Consider the following 16,646-nt stretch of genomic DNA (forward strand, 5'->3'; position numbering starts at 1 on the left):
GCTTCGCTTTAGCGCCGCTCGCGGACGACGAGCGTGCGCTTCGCGCTGAGTCCCCGGTCATCCGTGACGAGGATTTCGTGGGAGCCCACCGAGGGCTTCCACCACATGCGCTCGTCGGCGCGCGCCGTTCCCAGGAGCGCGCCGTCCACGAACCAGGTGAGCGCGCGCTCGTGGGAGGCCTCCGCCTCCAGCGGCATCTCCTGCTGCTCCGGAGGGACTCCGGGAATCAGCAGCGCGATGTGGCCCTGGGCGGGCGAGACGATGCTGGGCGCGGCGCGCTCGCCACCGGGCTCACAGCCGGGCGCCGCCGAGGGAGGCTCCGGCAGGCGGCGGTGCTGCTCCTCCAGCCAACGGCGGATGGTGGCGGGCCAGGTGACGAACACCCGCGACTCCGTCTTCCGCCCGGCGCGGCAGGTGGGCCCCACCGCGAGCCCGGAGGCCACGTCAACCTCCACGTGCTGGTGGTAGGGACAGCGGGCGGTGGGCACCGCCGAGCGCCGCGCGTAGACCTCCTTGCGCTGCGTGCAGGCCTCCGTCGGCAGATGTCCCGAGTACGCGCAGACCTCCACGCGCATCAAGTCGTCCGGCGCATTCACTTCATCCTCTGGCAGCGAGCGACCCCGGGGACCCACGCCTTCGAGGATGTCGAACAACAGGGGGCCCGCCGCATCCGCGCCCACCAGGTGCACGCTCGGCGAGTGGTCGAAATTTCCCAGCCACACCACCGCCGTGTGCCGAGGCCCGGAGCCCGCGGCCCACGCGTCCCGGTGCCCGAAGCTCGTCCCCGTCTTCCAGTGCACGCGCGCGGGCAGGCCCGTCAGCCGGCGCCGCTCCGGAAAGTCCGGCCGGTCCTTCAGCGACAGGGCCTTGCGCGTAAGCCACGCCGCCCCCGGAGACATGACCTCCACGGGGGACTCCACCGGCTGCCCTTCCTCCAGCAGGCGCAGCGGCCGCGTGCGGCCATCACCCGCGAGCGCCACGTACACCCCCGCCAGCTCCAGGGGCGTCACCTCGATGCCGCCCACCGCCGCGGACAGGCCGTAGTAGCCGGGCTCCGGGACGAGGCTTGCGACCCCCGCAGTGCGCAGCGAACCCAGGAAGCGCTCCACGCCCACGCGCTCCAGGAGCCGCACGAAGGGCATGTTGAGCGACTGGGACAGCGCGTACTCCAGCCGCACGAGGCCCAGGAAGCGGCCGTCGAAGTTGCGCGGGGCATAACCGCCGTACGTCGTGGGGATGTCCGCCACGAGCTGCTCCGGCCCCACCAGCCCCAGGTCGATGCCCATGGCGTACAGCAGCGGCTTGAGCGCCGACCCCGGAGAGCGCGGCGCGGCGAAGCCGACAATCTGTCCGCCGTGTTTCTCGTCGAAGAAGTCGAAGTTGCCCACCAGCGCGAGCACCTCGCCCCGCTCGCGCTCCACCACCACGGCCGCGCCGTTGTGGACGCCGCGCGACGTCAGGTCCTTCGCCCCGTCGCGCATCACCCGCTCCACCAACCGCTGCGTGCCGGCATCCAGCGTGGTGCGCAGCCGCGTCTGCCCAGGGCGCTGCGCCCGGAGCCACACCGCCGCGTGCGGGGCCTCGCGAGGAAACGCCTTCAAGTCCAGGGGCACGGCGGAGGCATGCACCTCCGCGAGCACCTGCTCGGCCGACACCGTCGCGCCCTCGGGGCCGCGTGGGAGGGCGTGGGCCTCCAGCAGCCGTCGGGCCACGTCATCCCGGGCCGCGCGCAGCCGGGCGCGGTTCTCCGTCGTGGGGAAACGACGGTTGGGGTTCTGCGGCACCGCCAGCAGCGTGGCGATCTCCGCCGGACTCAGGTGGGCCGCCGTGTGGCCGAAGTACGCGAGCGCCGCGGCCTCCACGCCCTCCACGTTGCGACCGTACGGGACGAACTGGAGGTAGGCGCCCATCACCTCCTGCTTCGTCAGACGCAGCTCCAACTGCACCGCGCGAAAGGCCTCCACCATCTTCGAGGTGAAGGTGCGCGGACGCGGCTCCAGCATACGCACCAGCTGCATCGTCAGCGTGGACGCGCCCGACACCCGGCGGCCTCGCGTCAGGTTGAGCACGGCCGCGCGCGCCACCGCGAGCGGGTCCACGCCCGGGTGGGAATAGAAGCGCTTGTCCTCCAACGCGAGCAGGGCCCGGAGGTAGGCCGGGTCGATGCGCTCCGCCGGAGCGGCGATGCGCCACCGCTCGTCCGGCGCGAGGAAGACATGCGCCGGAGTGCCATCGCGGTACTCCAGCACCACCGAGGGCGGCGCGGAGAGCCGCGACGGCAGCGGCAACACCCACGCCGCCGCCACCCCCACCGCCGTGAGGCCGACGAGCCCCACGGCGAACCACACGAGCTTCTTCAGGAGGTGGCGAGCGCGGCGCATATCAGAGCAGGCTGTCCTTCCACGGGCCGGACACCTGCACCGTGCCACCCCCCTCGCGGGCCCAGATGCGCGGGTCGTACATCGCCTCGGCCTCCGCCGTCGGCAGGGTGAAGGCCCCCGCCGTCACCGCGCGCACCGCGTACACGATGCTCTTCGACTCCCGAGCCCCGAGCGCGCCGAAGACCTCCATCCGGTCATCCCGGATGTTGACGTAGTCCGGCGTCCACAGCGCGTCCGCGCCCACCCAGTCCACCGAGCCGCCACGCCCCAGCCGCGCGTTCTCGATTTCCCAGCCCGCCGGCAGTCGGTCCACCAGCGCGATGTTCTGCACCCGCTCGTGCGTGGTGTTGGTCAGCGTCAGCTCCACGTAGATGAGCTCCGCCAGGGCCAGGGGCGACGCCTGAAGCTTCAGCTCCGTGCCGTCCTGCTTGCGATAGGTGCGCTTCAGCGTGAGGCCCTCGCCTCCGGTGCGCACCTGTCCGTCCGCGCGCACGCCCTCGCTGCTCAACACGAGGTACAGCTTCCCCGCGTCCTTCGACTTCACGTCGAGCTGGAGCTGCTTGCGCTCGCTGGCCCGAGCCAGGGCCCACGTCCGGTCCGACGCGCGCGCGTCCTTCGCCTGCAGCGACGCCACGTCCTTGCCGTCCACCGTCAACACCGGCGGAGTGAACTGCGAGGCCGCGCCCTGCAGTCGCTTGCCCAGGCCCGTGATTCCCCACACCAGCTCCTGCGTCGTGTACCAGCTGCTCGTGTGGGCCTGGAGGGACTCGGCCACCATGGCCGCCAGGGGCTCCCCCGCGGCGGAGTTGCCGAAGAGGTCCTGGTACGTGCTCAGCATGAAGCCACGGCGCCGACGGTCCGAGTAGAAGGACCAGCTGTTCTTGCGCTCGTCGGTGACGGGCGACAGGTCCGGGGTGCGCAGCTCCTTCTCGTAGCGGCGGTCTCCGGCGAGCCACAGGCCGGCCTTGAGCATGTAGTCGTCCTCACGCTCCTGACCATCGAGCGCGCCCTTCTTCGACTTCTCGGCCAGCGTCTCCACCAGCTTCAACATGCGCGCCTTGCGGCCCTTGCCGGACACCGCCAGCACGTAGTGCATGTAAGCTTCTTCGCTGTTGATGCGGCCATCCGAGCGAACCGCGGCGTTCTCGTAGGAACCCATGCGGCTGCTCATCCACTGAATCGCGTCGTTCAGCCGGTCCTGCGAGACGGGGTACTTCAGCTTCTGCGCATCGAGCAGCATGTGCGTCGCGTACGCGGTGCCCCACTCCACCGGCTCCGTGGAGCCCGGCCAGTAGGAGAAGCCGCCCGAGGACGTCTGCATGGACAGCACGCGGTTGATGCCCGCCAGCACCATGTCTCCCACGGAGCCCTTCTGGGTCAGCGTGGGGTCCACGGTGTCCACCAGCTCCGACACGAAGAGCAGCGGACGCGTGGAGGACGTCGTCTGCTCGATGCAGCCATAGGGGTACTGGACCAGGTACGACAGGTGCTGGAGCGACTGCGCATAGGGATTGGTCGTCACCCACAGCGTGGAGCGCTCCGTGGTGGGCACCCAGCCCTGGAGGTGCTTGGAGAGGTCCGTCACGCCCTCCGCCAGCTCGATGCGCTGCACGCGCCGCTCGCGGGGGCCCGCCGGGGACAGCGGCACATCCAGCGTCTCCTTCGACGTGTAGCCACCGCCTTCCACCACGACGCTCAGCCGCGCGGCGCCCACCGCCTGCACCGCGCGCGCCTGGAAGACGAAGGTGGTGGACTTGCCATCCTCCAGCCGGGCCCGACCCTCGCTCTTGCCCAGCAGTTGGAGCGGCGACGACGCCGTCGCGGGCTGCAACAGGCCCGGCACCGGCAGCGACTCCGCGCCCAGAGTCACCTTCACGTCCTGCGGCTTGCCGGACAGGTTGGTGACGAAGACGGGCACCTGGATTTCGTCGTTCTGCGTGAGGAAGCGAGGCAGCGTCGTCTGGAGCACCAGCGGGTCTCTCACCAGCACCTGCGCGCTCGCGCGGCCCAGGCGCTTGGGTCCGGCCGTCACCACCATCACCCGCACCGCGCCCCGGTACTGCGGAATCTGGAAGGGCAGGCGCAGCTTGCCGCTGGCGGGCACCAGCACCACGCCGCTCCACAGCGCCACGGGCTTGACGGGCTGCACCCGGCCACTCGCATCGCTCTCCGCGTCACCACCCGTGGAGCGCGAGTTGCCGCCGGGCGGCACGAGCAGCGTCCAGCCGATGGTCTCGTAGGTGCCCACGCCGAGCGCGCGCTTGGTGAAGATCTGCTTGAGCGGGTCCGGACTCTGGAAGCGCGTGAGGGAGAGGATGCCCTCGTCCACCACCGCCACCGTGGCGAAGGTCGGCCCCTCCAGCGCCCCCAGGTCCAGGTCCACGTTGAGCGTGTCGTTGGAGCGGACCTCCTTGGGCACGTTCAGCGTCACGGCTTGCGTGAAGTCCACGGGCTCCAGCGTGACGCTGGCCACGCCGAAGGCGCGGTCCGGCATGAACGCCTCGCGGGACTCCAGATGCGGGTCCTTCACGAGGAAGGTGCTCACGTAGACGTTGGGCGCGAACTGCTTGGGCGTGAAGGTCCACGTCACCTCGCCCGGCTCCACGGCCTTCCACTCGGTGGCGAGCACGCGGTCCGTCTCCGCGGTGAAGAGCATCCGGCCCTTGTACGGAGCCTTCACCTTCACGGTGATGGCCTGGCCCACGCGGGCCTGCGCCGGCACCGCGACATCCAGCGAGGTGGGCTTGAGCGGACGCGGCGTCTGGTCCACGCGCGAGCCCTCGCCCCACCAGTAGTAGCGACCCTCGCCCTCCAGCTCCAGGTCCGTCTGCGCATTACCGGAGCGCACGCGCACCAGATAGCCCGCGGCATCTCCGCCCGGCGTCACGCTGAGGGAGAAGCGGCCGTCCACCACCTTCGCCGAGGCGCTGCCCTCGCGAATCGGCCGCAGGTAGCGCTGGTAGCGGTCATACCCCTCCGACTCGTCGTAGTAGTACCCGTACTCCTCCTCCAGGCGGACGTACTCGACCTCCACCGACTTGGGCGCCAGTGAGCCGGACGTGACGACCTTGCCGTCCCAGTCCACCACCACGCCAGTCACAGTGAAGGGCTTGCCGGCCTTCACCTTCCCCACGCTGGCCTGCAGACCCACGTAGTAGCGCTCCGGATGCACGGGCACGCTGGCCTCGTTCACCGTGGAGCGGCCACTGCCGGACTCGAAGACGCTGACCAACGCGCTGAGCTTCGCCGCGCCCCGCAGACCGCCCATGGCCGCCTGCGCCGGGCAGTTGAGGACCGCCTGGCCCTTCGCATCCAGCACGCCCTTGGCCTGACCCAGCGTGACGGGACGCGGCTCCTTGCCGTCCTGGCGCCACAGGCCGTAGGTGAACTGGGCGTTCTGCTTCGGCTTGAAGTCCGACGGCAGCAGCCGGCAGTTGAGCTCCACCGGGCTTGCTTCCGCCGAGCCGCCGAAGAGATAGGCGGCCTCCACGGCGACGGGCAGCTCCACGCCCTGCACGTAGCCGGGGGCCTCGGTGGTCGCGGTCACCTTCATGCGCTCGGGGACGAACTCCTCCACGCTGAAGGCGTAGGAGGCCACGTCCCGGTCCGCGACCTTCAGCGTCACGCGGTAGCGGCCCGTGTCCTGGAACGCCTCGAAGGGAATGTCGAGCGAGACGAGTCCCGCCTCGTTCGTCTTCAGCGGCACCTTCTTCCACTCGCGCTCGCGCGCATCCACCACCACCAGCTCGACGGGCATGCCCGTGGGCGGCGCCAGGTCATCCTGGCCGCGCAGCACGGCTGCGACGTGCGCCGTGTCTCCCGGGCGGTACACGCCCCGGTCGGACCAGAGGGAGGCGCGGTAGGCCTTCTCGGAGCGGTAGGGCTCGCCCTGAACGTCCGAGTTGGCGATCTCCATCTTCAGCTCGCTGTACTTGAGGTACGTCAGCTCCTCGCCTTGACGGGCGATGAGCGCGAAGGGCTCGCTGTCGTCGGCGCCCGCTGCGGGCACCTTCAGCATGCACCCCTCCGCGCCCTTGGTGACGCAGCGGTCCACCGACTGGCCGCTCTTCTTCACGAGCGTGACTTCGACACCGGACACCGGGTCGGTGCTCTCGATGCCGAGCGCCCAGACCCACACCTCGCCCCGGTCCGTGGAGCCGGGCGCGGGTCCGCCCCGCTTCGCCACGAGGCTCAAGTCCGTGAGGAGGATGCGCGAGGCCGCCTGGAGGTCATCCTTCTTCACGGAGACCTCCACGAGTCCGCGCGTCGTGGACGGCACCAGGTTGGCCACGTCCACGTAGGTGGTGGTCAGGGTGTCCGCGGGGGACTGGAGGGCCAGCGTCTTCTTCACCACCACATTGGACGTACGCTCGTCGGCGACCTCGCGCTGGTCGTCGCTCATCCAGAAGACGAGGTTCTCCGGCGGCACGTTGCGGATGGCGAGTTCCACGCTGTCCAGGTTGAGGTGCTGCAGCGGCAGGTTGCGCCACGCGCTGCGCGGCAGGTAACGCCCCGCCGAGGAGAACGAGAGCTGCGGCTGACGGGCCGGGACGGAGAGGTCCTCCACGAAGTCCGCCAGCAACGTGCCGTTGCCCAGGGACGTCGTCCCCGCGCCGATGCGCAGCGAGTACACGCCGCGCTTGAAGTCACCGAAGATGCGGAAGCCGCGCCGCGAGGGGGCGACGGACACCTTCACCGGCGGCGTCAGGTGGATGGCGGCCTCGGCCGTGGCGTCGTCCAGGACACAGCCCCGGTTGCTCGAGTCCCAGTAGAACTCGTCGTAATCCATGTTCTGCCGAGGGCTCGGCGGAGCGGACATCTCCACGTCGCGGCAGCTCACTTCCAGGTAGTGCCCGGAGGCCCCGCTCTGACGGGCGATGCCAGTGATGTCCAGCCGCTTGCCACCGCGAAGCACGAAGGTGGACTCCGCCGCGGGCGCGCGCGCCTTCGCGTCCGTGGCCGAGACGAGCCCTGCCTGGAGGACGAAGCGCACGGTGGCCCCGCCCTTGAGGCCCGGGTGGGCCAGCTGCGCGGTGACGACGTCACGGCTGCCGGCCACGGTGCGCCACTTCACGTCGGTGATGGCCTGTCCTCCCACCTGGAAGGAGCCGCGCGAACGCAGGGCGGCCGGCTCCACCGGACCGGAGAACGCGAGGTCCAGCTCGACGCGGCCCTTGAGCAGGTCGAACTGCTTGGGCTCCATGCGGAGGAAGCGGAACGCGGGCGTCGTGAAGCGATGGGTCCACGCACCTTCGGAGGGCGGCTTCACCACGCCAGCGTCCGTCTCCAACGACTCCACCGTCACGGTGTATTCGGTCTCGAAGGTGAAGCCGGAGCCCGTGGCGCTGAACGTGAGCGTGGACGGCCCGCTCCATTGCAGGTTGCCCGCGACTCGGGGCGCGATGTTGACGACGGTGCCCGGCTTCACCTCGCCATCCGGCGGGCGCAGCGAGCGGGCCAGCTCGATGACGACGCGCTGGGGAAGCACGCTCTCGGTGCCCGGCGCGCTGATGATGGGCGTCACCGACTCCGGCTTGACGGGCACCGGCGCCGGGGCGGCGGCGATTCCGGCGTCTGTCCCCGTCACCCGCGGAGCCTCGGTGGTCGCCGGCGGAGGCGAGGTCGCGGGTTCCTTCTCCTTCTGGCAGCCCGCGAGCGAGGTGCCTACCAGCAGCACGGCGAAGAGCCAGCCCGCGCGTGTCGCGCGGTGCGGCGTGGTCAGGACTGAAGACTGCGAACCCATGGTTCCTCCGGAGGTACCAGCTGTTCTTCACGTGACGTGCCGACGGCGCGCACGTCTGGAATCGAGGGGGGTGTGGTCGAACGCACACGGCCGGGACGCGGCCCCCACGCGTCCCCGAGCCCGCATGGTGTACCCGGAGCCACACTCCCGGTGGCCTCCGCGCCCTCACCCGGCGGTCGATGGCGTCACGCTATAGGGGGGCCCCGCGCCCGGGTCAACGGCCCAGGCCCGAGCCCCGGAAGACGCTAAGGTGCCCCGCGCATGGTGCTGCCCGTCCGTTTCGTCCTGATGCGTCCGCGCAACGCGGAGAACCTGGGTGCCGCTGCTCGGGCGTTGAAGAACTGTGGCCTCTCGGACTGGGTGTGGGTGACGCCCGAAGTGGAGGATTTGACGCCCGCGCGCCGGCTGGCGGTCCATGCCGAGGATGTTTTGGACGGCGCCCGCCGCGCCGACACCCTGGAGGAAGCCATCGCCGACTGTGTCTGGGTGGTGGGGACCAGCTCGCGCAAGGTGGAGGGCAAGCGACGACTGCCCCCGCGCTCGGTGGGTGAGGAGCTGGTGACTCGCGCGACGCAGGGCACGGTGGCGCTCGTCTTCGGAGATGAGCGCAGCGGGCTCACCAACGCGGAGGTGGAGCGCTGTCACGACCTGTCGGCCGTGCCCACCGCGCCGGAGCAGCCTTCCATCAACCTGGCGCAGGCCGTGCTGCTGTATGCCTATGAAGTCCGCGTGGCCACGCTGGCGGAGCACGCGCCGCCACCGGGTCCGCTGCCCGTGGCGGCCACGGACACGGAGCTGGCGCAGGTGGAGTCGACGCTGGGGGGCGTGCTCAGCTCGGGCGGATTCCTCATCGACGAGCAGCCGGGGCGCACGGCCTTGAGAGACCTCTTCGCGCCACTGCGTCGCTCACGACTCACGCGCAAGGAAGCGCGGCTGTGGCTGGCCGCGCTGCACACGCTGCGCAAGCACCGGCCCTCGGGTTAGACGGAGCGGGTGGAGCGTCGTGGCCGCGACGTCGGTGGCGGACCTCGATGCCTGCGTGACAGGCGCACCGAGACCCACGCGAAGACGGCCGCGGCGATGACGAGGAGCGCGACCCAGTACCAGTAGCTGGGACCGCTGGACTCCTCGGGTGAGAGGGACACGTCCTGAGGCACCTGTGCCAGCGCCATGAACGGGACGAGCAACGCGAGCAATGGGGCCGGGGGGATGCGCATGGGTGTCCTCGTCTTGAGAACCTCTCCATCGCGCTCGGTGGACACAAGCGCTCGCGCCCGCCGTCCCACCGAGAGGAATCCCCAACGCTCGGGCCCCTGCTCCCTGTGCGGCTGAGTCCGCGATTCACTTCGCGGGCTTCGGCTTCGTGCCCGTCAGCCGGGAGAGGAGTTTCGGGTCGTCCGGGAGGAGCCCCGCCGCGGGCAGCCGGGTGACGAGTTCCCGCCACCGGGGATCGGCGGCGTACGTGCGCTGGAGCAGCGGGAGGGCTTCATCCACGCGGCCCACGCCGACGAGGGAGATGGCGTGCCAGAAGACCATCTCCATGTTTCCGGGAGCGAGCTTCTCCGCCGAGGAGTACGCGGCGAGGGCCGCGTCGGTGTCCTTGTGCTCGAGGGCGAGGTCTCCCTCGTTCATGAAGTTGTACGCGCGCTGGAGGGTGACGAGGCGACGGAGTTCCTTGAGAGGCTCCGGGTGGTCCTCGATGCGCAGGTCGAAGCGACGATCCTGCCAGGGACGGCCGGTGGACTTCGCGGAGACGACGATGAGGGCGGCGGATTGCTTGCCCCGGATGTCGCCGCCCTGGGCTTCCGCGGCTTCGAGCGCGGTGAGCATGCGCTCGGCCAGGTCGCCCTTCGAGTCGCGGTACGCCTGGGACATCGCGGGCCAGACGGTGGCCTTGTCCATCATGTTGGCCTGGACGGAGAAGCCTTCGCCCACGACGTGTCCGGCGGCGGCGATGCAGCTCCTGCCGGTGTGCGCGGAGACGCGGCCCTGCGCGTCGACCATGGCGACCTGTCGCACGTTGCTGGCGGAGTCCGCCGCGAGCAGACCGTTGAGGGCATCGGGAGCGCTGCGTCCGGCGCGCATGAGCTCCAGGCCCAGACGACCGTAGGACGGGTCCACGAACGACTGGGTGGCGACAGCGCCGACGCCGGCCTCGGCCCAGGGCACGGTGGCGCCCACGGAGAACCAGTGGGACTGGACGGCGACCCCCAGGTCTCCCGTCACCGGGTCTCTCGCGACGATGGAGTAGGTGTGGACGGGTCGGCGAGGGGTGAGGGCTGGCTCGGCGGCGACGGCGGGGAGCGTGAGGAGGACGAGACAGGCGGCGAGGCGGGACATGGCGGCTCCTGCGGGCGAGGAGGCGCAGGGTGGGCGAGCGGGCGGGCGACCGCAAGGCCCGGCGCGGCACGCCCGGGGGACGGCCCTACCTTTCGGGAGGAGTCCTGAACCCGCGAGAGGAGCACGCATGGATCACATGCCCTACGAGTCGATGGTGGTGGGCGACGATGAACCGGGACGCGGCGGTGGCCAGCCCCGGAAGGACGAGCGCGAGGAGGAGGCTCCAGGCCGCACGCCGCGGAAGGCCGAGGGCGACGAGCAAGAGGCAGAGCGGCGGAGACCCGAGGATGAACCGGGCAAGACTCCGGGCATGTCCGAGGGCGAGGACCCGGACACGATTCGACGTGAGTAGCGGGGTCACTCGCCGGAGCGATGGATCGCGTCTCGAATCGCTCCGCGCAGCGCCGACCCGGAGGTGATGAGCGCGGAGATGTGGCCCGCGTCCAGGATGCGCAGCTCGCTTCCGGCCCAGTGCGCGTGAAGCGCTCGCGCCTCCGACAACGGCACGAAGGCATCCCTCGCGCACGCCACGATGACGGCGGCGCTCGGCTTCGCGGGCGGCGGCAAGAGACACGCATTCGCCGCGTCCAGAATCGACGCGAGTCGCAGCCGGGCCTCCGCTTCATCCGGCGAGCCTCCCAGCTTCTTGAAGTCGATGGAGCGCCCGTGCACGCCCTTCGTGAACACGGGCGCGGGTGACGCTCCCGCCGCGAGCGCCGCGACTCCCACGGGCTCCGGCATCGTCGCCGCCGCGAGCGCCGCCATGTAGCCACCCATGCTGTATCCCGCCACCGCGACGCGCTCGTAGCCCTCCCGCCGCGCATGCGCCACGAGCGCCCGCGCCTCCTCGATGCTCGCGATGTTCATGTTCAACTGCTCGCTCACCGTGCGGATGTGCGGCCCCTTCTGCCCTGTCGCCCTGCGCGTCCCGTAGAAGGGATTCTCCAGGAAGAACAAGTCCACGCCCTCGTCGACCAACGGCGCGAAGAGCCACGTCCTGAGCCTGAATCCCTCGTCCCGCGACGAGGCCAGCACCACGCACGCATCCCGCCCGCGACCTCGCGTGGAGGAGAACCACCGCACCTTGCCGCGACGGACCTCCGGAGGCAGCGCCGCCCAGGGCGAGTCGAACGCGCCATCCCGGAAGCAACGCCGCCCCCGCGACTGCTCCGCCTCCCAGCTCATGGAGAGCGGGCCAGGCCGGGCGCAGAGCCGGTCCGACAGACCCGGCCCCGTGAACGCCTGCTCGTCCCCCCAGCCGTCACAGAACAGCGAGTGACTCGCCAGCGAGGCGATGAACCCATCCAGCGGATGCATCCGGGTTTCATCCCGGACAGGCGGTGTTCCGGCACGCGAGGTCATTCCCGTGACTCTACGCCGGCCACTCCCGGACGTCGGCGGTGAGATGCGCCACGTCGGGGAACTGGTGATGATATGACGCCGCCCTCGCGGCGGGTCGACGACACCCGGTGCTCCCGACCCGCCCTCGCGTCACCTGCCCCCTGGAAGCCCATGCCTCGCAAGTACGACAAGCCCAAGGCCCCTCAGCAACACCAGCGCTGGGAGGGCAAGGAGAAGCCGGACTGGCTGTCGCGCGCGCTCGCCCGAGCAGGCGTGTTCCCCCAGAAGGAGGCCGACGACGCCATCCGCGCCGGCCGCGTCACCATCAACGCCCGCGTCGCGCTCATGCCCCTCGCCCCCGTGCCCCCCGGCTCCGTCGTGCGCGTGGATGGCAAGGTCGTCCCGCTGTCGGCCCCCGCCACGCGCGTGCTCGCCTTCCACAAGCCCGCGGGCGTGCTGTCCTCCACCGTGTCCCAGCACCGCACCGGCACCGTCTTCGAGGTGCTCCTGCGCCAGTTGCCCCCGGACCTGGCCGGCTACACGTGGCACGCGGTGGGCCGCCTCGACGTGGACTCCACGGGCCTCTTGCTCTTCAGCAATGACGACAAGTTCGTCGCCCACGCCACCTCCCCTGACACGCAACTGCCCAAGCGCTACGTGGCCACCGTCTTCAGCACCCCCGACGAGGAGCGCGTGGAGCCCCTCCGACAGGGGATGACGCTCGACGACGGCCCCGCCCGCCCCGCCACCGTGCGCATCCGCGACGAGCACACCGTGGAGGTCACCCTCACCGAGGGCCGACACCACCAGGTGAAGCGGATGCTCGGCGCCGTGGGGCTCCCCGTGCGCGCCCTCCACCGCGAGGCCGTGGGTGGCATCGAGCTCAACGACATCCCCGAGGGGACCTACCGCCTCCTCACCGAGGAGGAAGTGCGCGACGGACTGCTCTACTCGGGGCGCACCCCACCGAGCGAGTGACGTCGCGGCGCGCTCGCTCGCTCCACCCACATCCGCGACAGCAACCGCCACACCGCCCGCGACAGCAGGTTCTCTCGCGGTGAGCCTTCGCTCCGGGCAGAATCCCGGCGCATGAACGCTCTCATCCGGCAGTGGTCCTGCGCTGTCCTGCTGCTTCTCTGCGTCGCGTGTGGCGGAGGAGACGACGACACCGGGGACGACGCGGGAACAGGCGCTCCCGATGGCTCCGTGCTCCCCGACGGAGGCACGCGCGAGGACAGCGGCTCCCAGCCGGATCCCGACGGAGGTACCCAGGCGAACCCCGACGGCGGGGCGACCAGCGCCGACGCCACCGTCCCTGGAGCCATCAGCCTCCCCTTCCCGACGCTGCACCACCTGACGGTGGAGTGGGCCTTCTCCGGTGACCCCAACGCGAACGGCGTCGTCTCCGTCCGCTACCGCCCCGTCGGAACGGGCACCTGGCTGCAGGCCCTGCCGCTGCGCCGCGTCCCGGCCGGAGACAACGAGGGCTTCAGCTGGGGCTCGCGCCACTCCGGCAGCGTGTTCGACCTCCAGCCCGGGACGCGCTACGAGCTGGAGCTCACCCTCACGGACCCGGACGGAGGCTCCACCACGCGGACGGAGACGGCGACCACGCGCGCGGTGCCAGCCCCCATGGCGAGTGCTCCCGTCAAGGCGGTGACCCCCGCCACCTTCGCCACCGTCGCCTCCGGCGCGCAGCCGGGCGACATCCTCGAGCTGGGCGCGGGGACGTACAGCGCGTTCGACTGGTCTCGCAGCGGAACCGAGGGCAAGCCCATCGTCCTGCGCGGCACCACCGGCACCATCGTCACCGGCCCCATCAACCTGTTCAACCAGAGCTACGTGCACTTCGACCGGCTCACCATCAACGGCCGCGTCCGCTTCAACGGCTCGAAGCACTTCGTGCTCACCCGCTCCACCGTCAACGCCACCACCGCGAACGGAGGCGACGCCGTCGTCACCTTCCTGCGCGCGGAGAACGCCTATATCGCCGACAACGTCGTGACAGGTGTCACGCAATGGGCGGAGGCTTCGCTCGGCGTCAACGGCAACAACCAGGGTGAGGGCATCTGCGTCACGGGCCCGGGCCACGTGATTCTCAACAACCGCGTCACCGGGTTCCGCGACGGCATCTCCCTGATGGAGGACGACGCCGCGGTGGACCAGTACAGCATCGACATCCTCAACAACGACCTCATCGGCAACGCGGACGATGGAGTCGAGGCGGACTTCTGCTTCCACAACTGCCGAATCGTCGGCAACCGCCTCACCAACAACTTCATCGCCCTGTCGTCGCAGCCGAGCCTGGGCGGCCCCACGTACTTCGTCCGCAACGCCGCCTACAACACGGTGCACATCGCCTTCAAACTGTACCGGGGCAGCTCGGGCGACGTGCTGCTGCACAACACCGTGGTGAAGCATGGCGACGGACTCGGCATCACCGCTGGCAAGCCCGTGGCGAACCTGTACTCGCGCAACAACCTGTTCATCGGCGGACCGGGCGGGTCCTTCAACGGCTACAACAGCGGCAACGCCAACGGGCGGGTGCTCCACATCCCCGACCTGGTCACCGCGAGCGCCAACCTGGACCACGACGGCTTCGGCACCACGTCCGGCAACTTCACCGCCACCTGGGGTGGCAGCGCCCTGACGGGACTGAGCGCCCTGCGCGCCAGCACCACGGAGAAGAATGCCGTGCAGGTGGACCTCGGAGTCTTCGCCGCGTCCGTCGCCTACCCCGCCGCGCCCATGACGCTGTATGCCGCGCCCGACCTGCGCCCGCGCACGGGCTCGGCCGTGGAGAACGCGGGAGCGCCCCTCGCCAACATCAACCACGGCTTCAGCGGTACGGCGCCGGACCTGGGGGCCTACGAAGTCGGAGCGCCCCTGCCCGTCTACGGCCCGCGCTCCTGACCTCACGCGAGACTTGCGCTCGCGCGGGGACGGCTCAGACTCGGGCCTCCCTCCCACTCCAGGGAGGCCCGCAGTCCGAAGCCGAGGCGCTTCCATGACCCGGTATCGTCCCGCTCCGCGCTGGCTCGTCCTCCTGCTGGCGCTGCTCACCACTCCTCCGGCCCGAGCCGAGCAGGAGCCCGACACCGCGACGCTCCTCGGCGAACTGCGGAGCGTGACGGACTACGACGCGAAGGCGCCGCTCGACGTGAAGACGGTCCGCGCGCAGCGGCGCGGCGACGTCACGGTGACGGAGCTGACCTACGCCAGCCCGAAGGGCGGACGCGTCCCCGCCTACCTCGTCACGCCCCCGGGCCCCGGGCCATTCGCCGGCCTCACCTTCCTGCACTGGGGACAAGGCTCGAAGAACGAGTTCCTCGACGAAGCCCTCTCCCTGGCCCGCGCGGGCGTGGTGTCGCTGCTGGTCGATGCCCCTCACGTCCGCCCGGCCCCCTGGCGTGGCTCGCTCAAGGGCGCGGCCATCTACGACTCGTCCCTTCAGATGCTGGTGGACATGCGGCGCGCGGTGGACCTGCTCGCTTCCCGACCGGAGGTCGACGCTCGGCGGCTGGGCTTCGTGGGCCACAGCATGGGTGCGATGGTGGGCGGAGCCCTCGCGGGCGTGGAGCCCCGGCTGCGCGCCTTCGTCCTGATGAATGGCGTGGGCGACTACTCCAAGAGCATCCGCGAGATGGAGTTGGACAACGAGAAGCAGCTCGCCAACGCGATGTCCAAGGAGGACTTCGCGAAGCTCGTGCGGAGGATGGCGGTGCTCGACGGCGTGGTGGGGGTGGGCCATGCGTCGCCCCGGGCGCTCTTCTTCCAGAATGGCCGCTCGGACGCCTGGGTCACCGCCGCGCAGGTCAACACGTTCATCGACGCGGCCACGATGCCCAAGCTCGCCAAGGTCTACGAAGGAGGCCATGAGCTGGGCGACGCCGCGCGCAGGGACCGGGCCCAATGGCTGCGCACGCACCTGGGCTTCGGCGAGGTGCCCGCCTTCGGCCCTCCGATGATTGCCCTCCCCACGCCTCCTGAGCTCCACGGCCTCCTCCTACCCGAGTGGACCAAGGCCCGGCCCGTCCTCACCATCCCCGGCATGGAGGAGGTGCAGGTCCGCCGGGCGCTCACGTACACGCGCGCGGGCGGGCGCGACTACAAGCTGGACCTCTACATCCCGGAGGCGGTGTCCCAGGGACGCGTGCCCCTCATCGTGCTGGTCCATGGGCTGCTGCACCCGGACCTGACCCCGCTCGTGAGGGACCTGCCCGCCTTCGCCGGTCAGGCCCGCTGGCTGGCCACACAAGGCTTCGCGGTGGCGCTGGTGGAGCTGGGCTCCCCGTCAACGGGCATCGAGAAGTCCCAGTGGCTCACACGCGTCGCCGACCTCCAGAAGCGCGTGGACGCGGCGCTGGCCTTCGTGCGCAAGCAGGCGGCGACGGAGCCGCTCGACGCGGACCGCGTCTGCCTCATGGCCATGTCCGCCGGAGGGCTCTGGGGGCTGTCTCCCGCGCTGAGCAAGGCGCCTCCCGCCTGGTTGCGCTGCGCGGTGGCGTGGTACCCCCTGCTCGGAGGCCCGGACGTGCCCCGGGGCATCGGACCCATGGACGGCCTGAAGGCAGCGAACGCCAAGAAGGTGCCGCCGCTGCTCGTGCTGCGCGCAGGCCTGGACACGCCTCCGCTCAACGCCGCCCTCGACGACTTCGTGAAGGAGGCCCGAAGCCGAGGGGCCCCCCTCACGCTGATGGAGCTTCCGGAGGGTCACCACGGCTTCGAGTTGACGGACGACGTGGAGGACTCGCGCGAGGCGATGCGCAAGACGGCCCTCTTCTTCGAGGAACATCTCCTTCCGTGACTTCAAAGGTCGCGTGGCCTCGCGTACCTTCGCC

The 16,646-nt window shown here is 70.7% G+C and carries 10 protein-coding genes; 5 read left to right on the plus strand and 5 right to left on the minus strand.

The features are described 5' to 3' along the window. Positions 1-8: 8 nt before the first annotated feature. Positions 9-2,381 (minus strand): penicillin-binding protein 1C, encoded by a 2,373-nt coding sequence (gene pbpC / locus HUA74_RS29475; protein ID WP_174457205.1) that lies wholly within the window; start codon positions 2,379-2,381, stop codon positions 9-11. 1 nt (position 2,382) lies between these two features. Then, on the minus strand, positions 2,383-8,124 hold the full coding sequence (locus tag HUA74_RS29480) for an alpha-2-macroglobulin (protein ID WP_174457206.1): 5,742 nt from the start codon (positions 8,122-8,124) through the stop codon (positions 2,383-2,385). A 261-nt stretch (positions 8,125-8,385) separates the two neighbouring features. Between HUA74_RS29480 and HUA74_RS29485 the strand changes: the two genes are divergently transcribed. Then, positions 8,386-9,108 carry an RNA methyltransferase gene (locus HUA74_RS29485; protein ID WP_174457207.1) on the plus strand — a complete coding sequence of 241 codons (723 nt, stop codon included), beginning with the start codon at positions 8,386-8,388 and terminating at the stop codon, positions 9,106-9,108. On the opposite strand, the gene HUA74_RS29490 is transcribed toward HUA74_RS29485, so the two are convergent. Further along, complete coding sequence (locus tag HUA74_RS29490; RefSeq protein WP_141645967.1) at positions 9,105-9,341, minus strand: hypothetical protein; 237 nt, start codon at positions 9,339-9,341, stop codon at positions 9,105-9,107. The genes HUA74_RS29485 and HUA74_RS29490 overlap by 4 nt on opposite strands. Before the next feature lie 124 nt (positions 9,342-9,465). After that, positions 9,466-10,464, minus strand: coding sequence for a DUF1028 domain-containing protein (locus tag HUA74_RS29495; RefSeq protein WP_174457208.1), 999 nt, complete (start codon positions 10,462-10,464; stop codon positions 9,466-9,468). Positions 10,465-10,591: 127 nt separating this feature from the next. On the opposite strand from HUA74_RS29495, the gene HUA74_RS29500 reads away from it, so the two are divergent. Continuing rightward, entirely contained in the window at positions 10,592-10,816 is a 225-nt protein-coding gene (locus HUA74_RS29500) for a hypothetical protein (protein WP_246137501.1), read from the plus strand. Between the two features lie 5 nt (positions 10,817-10,821). Here HUA74_RS29500 and HUA74_RS29505 read toward each other — a convergent pair whose 3' ends face one another. Next, positions 10,822-11,826, minus strand: a complete 1,005-nt coding sequence (locus HUA74_RS29505) for an alpha/beta hydrolase family protein (protein ID WP_174457209.1) — start codon at positions 11,824-11,826, stop codon at positions 10,822-10,824. Positions 11,827-11,976: 150 nt separating this feature from the next. Here HUA74_RS29505 and HUA74_RS29510 point away from each other — a divergent pair, with 150 nt between their 5' ends. From HUA74_RS29510 to HUA74_RS29520, 3 genes are all read left to right on the plus strand, one after another. After that, positions 11,977-12,783: a pseudouridine synthase gene (locus tag HUA74_RS29510; RefSeq protein WP_141645970.1), complete on the plus strand. Its 807-nt coding sequence runs from the start codon at positions 11,977-11,979 to the stop codon at positions 12,781-12,783. A 111-nt stretch (positions 12,784-12,894) separates the two neighbouring features. Next, a complete protein-coding gene (locus tag HUA74_RS29515) occupies positions 12,895-14,718 on the plus strand; it encodes a right-handed parallel beta-helix repeat-containing protein (RefSeq protein WP_254625296.1) in 1,824 nt (607 codons plus the stop codon). A gap of 94 nt (positions 14,719-14,812) precedes the next feature. Continuing rightward, positions 14,813-16,612, plus strand: a complete 1,800-nt coding sequence (locus HUA74_RS29520; protein ID WP_174457210.1) for an acyl-CoA thioester hydrolase/BAAT C-terminal domain-containing protein — start codon at positions 14,813-14,815, stop codon at positions 16,610-16,612. Positions 16,613-16,646 lie beyond the last annotated feature (34 nt).

It is taken from the genome of Myxococcus sp. CA051A (assembly GCF_013336705.1).
Classification (GTDB): domain Bacteria; phylum Myxococcota; class Myxococcia; order Myxococcales; family Myxococcaceae; genus Myxococcus; species Myxococcus llanfairpwllgwyngyllgogerychwyrndrobwllllantysiliogogogochensis.